The 6,135-nt window shown below is 72.6% G+C and carries 2 protein-coding genes; both read right to left on the bottom strand.

Annotated features, from left to right (window positions below; all coding sequences use genetic code 11):
* Positions 1-266 precede the first annotated feature (266 nt).
* Positions 267-4,451 carry a cation-translocating P-type ATPase gene (locus tag ACY45C_RS15520; protein ID WP_462188308.1) on the bottom strand — a complete coding sequence of 1,395 codons (4,185 nt, stop codon included), beginning with the start codon at positions 4,449-4,451 and terminating at the stop codon, positions 267-269.
* A partial coding sequence (locus ACY45C_RS15515; protein ID WP_462188307.1) for a hypothetical protein occupies positions 4,409-6,135 on the bottom strand: 1,727 nt, incomplete at its 5' end. The genes ACY45C_RS15520 and ACY45C_RS15515, both read right to left, overlap by 43 nt.

Genomic DNA, 6,135 nt, shown 5'->3' with positions numbered 1-6,135 from the left:
GATATGCGGGGGCGTCTCCGGGGGCGTCTGCGGAGTCGAAATGAAATAACTTGCGCGTTTCGAACCCTCCACAGGCCTGTGACTTGCGATGATGCTCTCGATTACGTATTTGTTACTTCATTACGTCCCCTGCGGGTCGTGCGTAAGGTCGGCCAACGTCTTCTCGGCGCGTTGAGAATATTTTCGTGGAGCCGCCGACGGGTTTCCAACTAGCGTGCCACGGCTGTTGCCACGTAGGCGGATTATCCACGACGGCAGAGGCAATGCTAGGTGGCGGACTGGGGCCTGGAGGGGGCCTGGAGGAAGAAGGAGAGCAACGTCCCCGCCAGCGACGCGCCGATCGCGATCGACCAGCCCACCGGACCGAGCGGGGTGCAACCGAAGAACTGGCTGACGCCTGGCATCTGCACGATGGCGGCCAGGACGACCGCCGAGGCGACGATGCTCAGCAGGACCGTCCGGCTGCGGCCGCCGACGAGCAGTGTCTGGCCCAGTTGTGAGCCGACGAGCGCGGCGAGGCCGACCGTGTTCGCGTGCCGTCGGCGCCCGGTGAGGCGGGCGGTGATCCAGGCACCTGCGGCGGCGAGGGTCGTGGCGACCGTCCGCACCGCGATCTCCCGGTTCAGGGCGGTACCGAGGGAGCGCTCGGGGCCCTCGCCGAGGAGCTGTCCGGTCACCTCCGGATCCGGCTCGCGCAGCGCGACGGCCAGGGCCGGGGCGAGATCGGTGAGCAGATTGACGAGCAGCAGTTGCCGCGCGGACAGCGGCGATCGCCCGGTGGCCATGGAGCCGAGGAGGGTGAACGCGATTTCGCCGAGGTTCCCGCCCACGAAGATGCCCAGGGCCTGGCGGACCGAGGCCCACATCGAACGGCCCTCGACGAGCACGTCGATGATCGTGTCCAGCTGGTCGTCCGTCACGATCACGTCGGCGGCGGCCCGGGCCGCCGGCGTGCCGCGCCGGCCCAACGCGAGGCCGACGTCGGCGAGCCGGATGGCGGGCGCATCGTTGGCGCCGTCGCCGGTCATCGCCACCGTCTTGCCCAGCCGCTGGTAGGCCTCCACGACCCGCACCTTGTGCAGCGGAGTGCCCCGGGCGATCACGGCCACCCTGGGCAGGACCGCGTCCAGGGCCTCGTTGTCCATGGCCTCGAGTTCGGCACCCGTCAGCATGATCTGGTTGTCGGTGAGCACTCCCAGCTCGGTGGCGATCGTCCTGGCAGTGGCCGGATGGTCTCCGGTCATCATCAGCACCTGCACGCCCGCGGCGCGTAGCGCCTCCAGCGACGCCCCGGCCGTGGTCCGGACCGGGTCGGAGAGGACAAGGAAGCCGAGGAAGGTCAACTCGGCCACGCTGTCATCGGTGAGTCCCTCGTCCGCCGGTCGGGGCGCGGAACCCAGGTCGCGATCGGCCACCGCGAGGACGCGGTAGCCCGCGCCCGCGAGCCGGCTGTGCTCCTGGATGAGCCTCGCCCGCCGGCGGTCGTTCAGCGGTGCCGTGCCGTCGGCGGTCCGGAGGCGGACGCACCGTGGCAGCAGCACCTCGGGCGCCCCCTTGACGCTCAGCAGCGTGGTCGTGCCGGCATCCCCCACTGCCGCGTGGTAGCCGCGGCCCGGCTCGAAGGGAAGCGAGGCCGTCGGCGACCACACGGCGAGACCGTACTCGCGGGTCACCGCAGCCGCGGCCGCTCCCTTCTGCACCGCGCGGTCGGTCGGATGCGGCAACTTCTTCTTGCCTTTGCCGCGCGGCGTGGCGCGTAGCCCGGCGGCCAGCACCCGCCGATGCGTCGGTCCGAACTCGGTCGCCGCAGCGGTATGCGTGCCGTCCGAGACGGCGTGCAGGCGGATCCTGCCCTCGGTGAGCGTTCCGGTCTTGTCGAAACCCAGCACGTCCACCCGGCCGAGGGTCTCGATGGTGCGGGGGTTGCGTACCAGCGCGCCCCGCGCCGAGAGCCGTCGGGCGGCGGAAAGTTGGGCGGCGGTGGCGAGGAAGGGCAGCCCTTCGGGCACCGCCGCGACGGCGAGCGCTACCCCGGCGCTGAGGGTGTCCCGGATCGGCAGGCCACGGATCAACCCGGAGGCCAACAGTGCCCCGGCGGCGCCGAGCGCCACCGGAATGGTGAGATCGGTAATTGTGGACAGTCGCGCCTCGACGCCGCTGAGCCGGGCGGGACCGGCGGTCGCGGCCATGCTGCGCCCCGCCTCGGTGGCCGGGCCGGTGGCCACCACCACGCCGGTGCCCCGCCCGCCGGCGACGGTCGTTCCTTCGTAGATCATCGAGGAGCGGTCCGCCAGGTTGGCGGCTGCTACTGGTCCGGGCGACTTCGTGACCGGCATGGACTCGCCGGTCAGCGACGACTCGTCGACGTCGAGTCCCGTCGTCGACAGGAGCCGGCAGTCCGCGGGGACGACATCCCCGGCCCCGACCATGATGATGTCGCCCGGGACCAGGTTGTCCGCCGGCAGCTTGGTCTCCTCGCCGTCCCGCAGCAACCGGGCCGGAACCGCCGAGACAGCGAACAGTCGGGCGAGCGCCCGGTCCGCCCGTAGCTGCTGGACCGCGCCGGCGAACGCCGAGCCGATCGCGACGCTGAGCACCAGACCGGCGTCCAGCACGGAACCGGTCGCGGCCGACAGCGCGGCGCCGCCGAGGAGGACGGGGGTGAGCGGGTTGGCCAGCTCGGCCGCGAACGCCCGGACGAGGCTGGGCGCGGTCGCCTGCATCGACACCGCGCCGTCCTGGCGGCGTCGCGCCGCATCCTCGGTGGACAGTCCACCCGGGCGGCTGTCCAGCCGAGCCAGGCAGTCCTCGGCCGGCAGGATGTGCCACGGGGTACGGGGGACCGCGAGCGGCGGGGGGCAGCGACCCAGTTCCCGCGCCGCCCAGATCCCCTCGCCGAGGGCGGCGGTGACCGCCGCGGTGACCATTGTCATGGCCCGGGACACCAGCCGCGGGTCGGCCCCGGTGAGCATGGCCAACGCGCCGGCACCCGAGCCCACCTGGGCGAGCCGCACCGCGTGCTGGCTCACCCGGGCGGCCGCGGCGACCGCCTCGACCACGAGGCTGGCGGCGGCCAGGTCATTCCCGACCAGGATGTGCGCCCCCCAGGCCGGCGAGCCGTCGTGGCCGTTCACGCCGACGCCGCAGTCCGCGGTGCCGACCGCGGCCCGTCGGCGGGACACGACGAGGACGCCGCCGCGCTCGGCCTGCAGACCGCGGATCGCGCCGACGAGCCGGTCCCCCCCGGGTACCCCGGGAAGGTTGGTGTCCTCCGCTGTTCCGCCGGCGCCGGCGGGAAGGTCACCGGCGACGAACACCGCCCGCCCGGAACGGCGGCAGGCGGCCAGCAGGTGGTGGCTCCCCTCCGCTCGCCCGGGTACGATCGACACGATCGCCATCAGCCTGCTGCCCTGAGCCAGACCGAGCACCGTGTCCGCCCCGGACCGGGCCAGTGCGCGGCGCTCCCGGACACCGGTCCGGCCGCGCAGGCCGAGCTGTTCCACCGGCCCGAGGGCCCAGCCCTCCGCGGTGGCGACGGTGCTGATACCGGCCGGACGGAACAGGGCGTGCGCGCGGACCGCGACGTCGCTGCGGTCCGCACCGGCCAGCGGCACGACGTCGGCGATGATGCGTTCCTCGCTGCGCAGGACGTCGGCGTCGATGACGATGGTGTCGACGCGGTCGAGCACCCGCAGGGCCGCCGAATCCATGACGTGGACGCCGCGACGCGCCAGGACGCGGGTCAACTGGGCGGCGAAGCCCTCCCGCCCGACCCGGGCCGGGCGTGGCAGCGAGGTGGCGGCCAGCGCCGCGGCACGGCGCGGATTCCCGCTGGCGGCGGTGGCGGCCGCGAACCCGCCGAGTCCGGCGAGTACGGCGAGGTCGGCGTAGCGATCCACGGGACCGTCCGGCAGCGGCCGCGGCCGTTCGGTCACCACCGGCTCGGCCGCGGCCCAGTCCGGATGACCGAGCAGCTCGTCCCGAGCCGCCAGGAAGGTGTCTCGGCGCGCACGCGCCTCGCCCAGCATGACCATCCGGTAGCCGGCGTCGACCGCGAGACCGAGATTCCCCTGCGCCAGGGCGAGGGCACCGGCATTGACCAGCCCGAGGACGACGTCAGCCCGGCCCGCGCCGAGCATCTGCTCCACCCACCGGCGTAGCCGGGGTTGGGTGTCGACGAGGGTGACCAGCGATGCGATCTCGATGGGCAGCGGCACCGCCCGGGCGAGCCGGCCCGCTGACGCCAGCGCGAACGCGACCCCGTCGGCGGCCAGTGCCGTGGCCGTCCGGCGGATCGGCGCCGCGAACCTCGGTACCGCTCCTGGCCTCGGTTCGAGCGCGACGCCCTCCACCCGGCCGAGGGCCGCGACCAGATCGTCAAGGGCGGGGGGCGGTTCGGCGAGCCCGATCAGGACACATTGCAACGGCTCGTTGACCCGGGCCCACGCCACCCCGGGCTGATTCTCCAGTACTCGTTCCACCTGCCGGCGACGGGATTCGCCGGCCGGCCCGGAGATCCCACGGACCCCGAGACTGAGGAGGCGGTAGGCGCCGGCCTTCTCCCGCGGTTCGCCGGCCGCCGTGGAGCCGGCGATCTCGTGATCGACGCTGTCGTGATCGACGCTGTCGTGATCGACGGCGCGGGGCGCGGGGGGCCCGAGTGCGGGGGAACCGGGCTTCGAAGCCGGACTCCACCCGGTCCGGGCATGGGCGAGAACCGTATGGGCGAGAACCGGCTGGACCACCGCCCCCAGGAGGGCGCTCGGCACGCGCAGGACGGTCCGGGCTGCGGGCAGACGCATCCGCGCGGCCTCCTCCTCCTCATCATTGCGTGATCATCGCGTGCGGCGGGCGCGGGCCACGGCTGCCTCGTAGTCCTACCGACTACCCTCTCCGCCCGCTTACTAACTGATCGTTCTAGGCGGTCGGTTAGAACGAGGACCGGACGCCGTGGCTCTGCACCGCCCCCCCGGGCGGTGGCCAGCGCCCGGGGCGAGAAGATGATGTTGGACTGGTCCATGAAACTGAAGGCGAACAGCCCGTCCAGGCTGAGCTTGCGCGCCTCGTCGCCGGCGAGCAGGGCGTGCATGTCCGCGTCCCAGACCGCCTGCGACCCCGACTTGAAATGCGCCACCATGACCGGGCCGTACTGTCCCAGCAGCTTCGTCATGTTCCGCACGTCGGCGGCGTTGGAATCGTTCCCCATCGCCTGGAAGCTCTGGAAGTCCGACGCCCGCAGCACGTCCGCGAAGTGTGTGATCAGGGAGCGGCCGCCGCCCTTCACCGGATCGTCCCAGCGGCTCTGCCAACCGCCCCAGCCCAGCGACACCCGGGCGTTGGGCGCCCCGGCATGGAAGATCTCCTGGGTCGCCAGGTACCGGTCCTGCAGAGCCCGGTAGTAGTTCGTGGTCTCGGGCGTGGCGGCCCACTCGTTGGACTGGCACGGATATGTCTGCAGCTCGGTGAAGAGCGTGACGTAGAGCGCCGGGCCGTTCGCGGGCCCGGCGAAGATCGAGGCGAGCTCGCGGGCGTCGGCGAGAAAGGCGCCGGACAACGGGTACTCCCGGCCGCAGGCGGGGCCATGGGAGGTCTGGAAGGTCCCCACGCTGCCGGTGCCGTCGAGCCAGACGACGAGATGAATGCCGTGTCCGGAATGGTAAACTTCGGGAATCAGGTCCGCCCGCCACTTCCGTAGGAAGCTCAGGTCGCCCGGGCCGTTGTACCAGGTGGTGAGAAAGTCCAGGTCTCCGGCGAGCGGCGAGGCGAGGGCGCTGTCGAGCGCCGGCCCGAGGCCGAAGCGCAGCTTGCCCGGCTGGGTCGCCGGGACGGGTCGGATTCCCGCCGCCAACTCCCGCCGCCAGGGGCCGGGCCGCGGATCCCCGTCAGCGAGTGGTCCATGGGCGTCGTGTGGTGTACGGGCGACGGGTAGGCCGGGAAGACTGGCCGCGCTGGTGGGCCCTGGCCTGTCCGGGTTACTGGACCCGTCCGGGCTGCTGTCGTTGTGGCCGCGGTGTTCGTGACCGAGGGTCGCGACAAGAACGGCACTCATGGCGAGGAGGACGAGGACGAGTACGCCGGGATGTCGCGACAGTCGACTACGTATGGACACGATCCTCCTGCCGCGGCTGCCGGGTA

Source organism: Frankia sp. CcWB2 (assembly GCF_977927585.1).
This window is presented reverse-complemented; position numbering and strand designations above follow the sequence as displayed.